Source organism: Paraburkholderia mimosarum LMG 23256 = NBRC 106338 (assembly GCF_000739815.1).
Classification (GTDB): domain Bacteria; phylum Pseudomonadota; class Gammaproteobacteria; order Burkholderiales; family Burkholderiaceae; genus Paraburkholderia; species Paraburkholderia mimosarum.
This window is the reverse complement of sequence record NZ_BBJJ01000280.1, coordinates 1-1,573: the sequence shown is the minus strand read 5'-3', so window position 1 is coordinate 1,573 and position 1,573 is coordinate 1. Positions and strand designations below refer to the sequence as shown.

Annotated in this window: 1 protein-coding gene and 1 pseudogene; both read left to right on the top strand. The window is 64.9% G+C overall.

Annotation, left to right across the window (positions count from 1 at the left end; all coding sequences use genetic code 11):
- A pseudogene (locus BMI01S_RS43760) lies at positions 1-106 on the top strand (hydroxymethylglutaryl-CoA lyase); the annotation flags it as partial.
- Positions 103-1,377 (top strand): CaiB/BaiF CoA transferase family protein, encoded by a 1,275-nt coding sequence (locus BMI01S_RS37365; protein WP_042293392.1) that lies wholly within the window; start codon positions 103-105, stop codon positions 1,375-1,377. The pseudogene BMI01S_RS43760 and the gene BMI01S_RS37365, both read left to right, overlap by 4 nt.
- Positions 1,378-1,573 lie beyond the last annotated feature (196 nt).

The window sequence follows — 1,573 nt, the reverse complement described above, 5'->3', positions numbered from 1 at the left end:
CGGGCACGTCCCGGACGCGGGGCTGCCCAAGGGATTCGCGTATGCGGACGGCCGCGCCCCCAGCGCGCCACAACCGGAAGGCTGCCTGATCGGGGTGGCGCAATGAGCGACGCAAGCGCAAACCAGAATTTGCCGTATGGCGGCGTGCGTGTCGTCGAGATGACGCACATGGTGATGGGGCCCACCTGCGGTATGGTGCTGGCGGACCTGGGTGCGGAGGTGATCAAGATCGAGCCGCTCGCCGGCGACAGCACACGTGCCTTGCGCGGCTCCGGTGCGGGCTTCTTCGGCACGTTCAACCGAAACAAGAAAAGCATTGCGGTCGATGTGAAGGACCCACGTGGCGTGGAGATCGTCCACAAGCTGCTTGCCGGGGCGGACGTCTTCAGCGAGAACTTCAAGAGCGGAACGATGGACAAGCTCGGCCTCGGGTATGCCGCGCTTTCCAGGCTCAATCCGCGGCTCGTCTATGTGTCGCACAAGGGGTTTCTGCCCGGCCCGTACGATCACCGCACCGCGCTCGACGAAGTCGTGCAGATGATGGGCGGACTCGCCTACATGACAGGGCCCGAGGGCAGACCGCTGCGCGCCGGGACGAGCGTCAACGACATCATGGGCGGAATGTTCGGTGCAATCGGCGCGATGGCGGCGCTGGCTCAGCGCGAACGCACGGGGCGTGGTCAGGAAGTGCAGAGCGCGTTGTTCGAGAACAATGTGTTCCTCGTCGCCCAGCACATGATGCAGTTTGCCGTGACCGGCCAGGCCGCGGCGCCGATGCCGAACCGCATTTCCGCGTGGGGTGTCTACGACGTGTTTTCGGTCAAGGACGGCGAGCAGATATTTTTGGCGGTCGTCTCCGATACCCAGTGGGCGCTGTTCTGCGACGCTTTCGGCCTCGCCGAGCTGAAGTCGGATGCGCGCATCGCCTCCAACAATCAGCGCGTGCAGGCCCGCGACTGGTTGCTGCCGCAGCTTCGCAAGCATATGGAAGCCTTCACGGCTGCCGAGATCAGCGCAATCTTCGAGCGTTGCGGGCTTCCTTATGCACCGATCACGAAGCCGCAGGATCTGTTCGATGATCCGCACCTGCTCGCGACGGGCGGCCTCGCCGAGGTGACTTTGCCGCCCGATGCAAGCGGCGCAGGGCGGGCCATCGAGACGAGGACGGCGCTGCTGCCCTTGACGCTCGGCGGCGAGCGCTTGCCACTGCGCGCAGCACCGCCTTCACTGGGGCAGGACACGCAAACGCTTCTGATGGGGCTCGGATACACGCCTGAGGATGTGAGGCAGTTGAACGAGGCCGGGGTCGTCAAGTGTGCGCACAGACAGCCCGGCGATGCGTCGAACCCTTCGGCGAACGAAGCAGCCAGCGCCTGAAGCAGCCACGTAACACGAAAGACACAAGGAATCATCGAGCCGCGGAAGCCGGCAAGGCCTCCGCGCGCCGAGATTCGGCCGGAGACACGACATGACATCCCTCTCATCAAACATCGAAACGGGCAGCGCGTTCGCGTCCACGCACGAGCAATCCGCGGTCAGGAAGGCGGCGTGGCGTTTCATCCCGCTGCTCGCG

Coding starts and splice junctions, on each gene's coding strand:
- BMI01S_RS37365 (WP_042293392.1), top strand. CDS start 103: ATGAGCGACGCAAGCGCAAACCAGAATTTGCCGTATGGCGGCGTGCGT.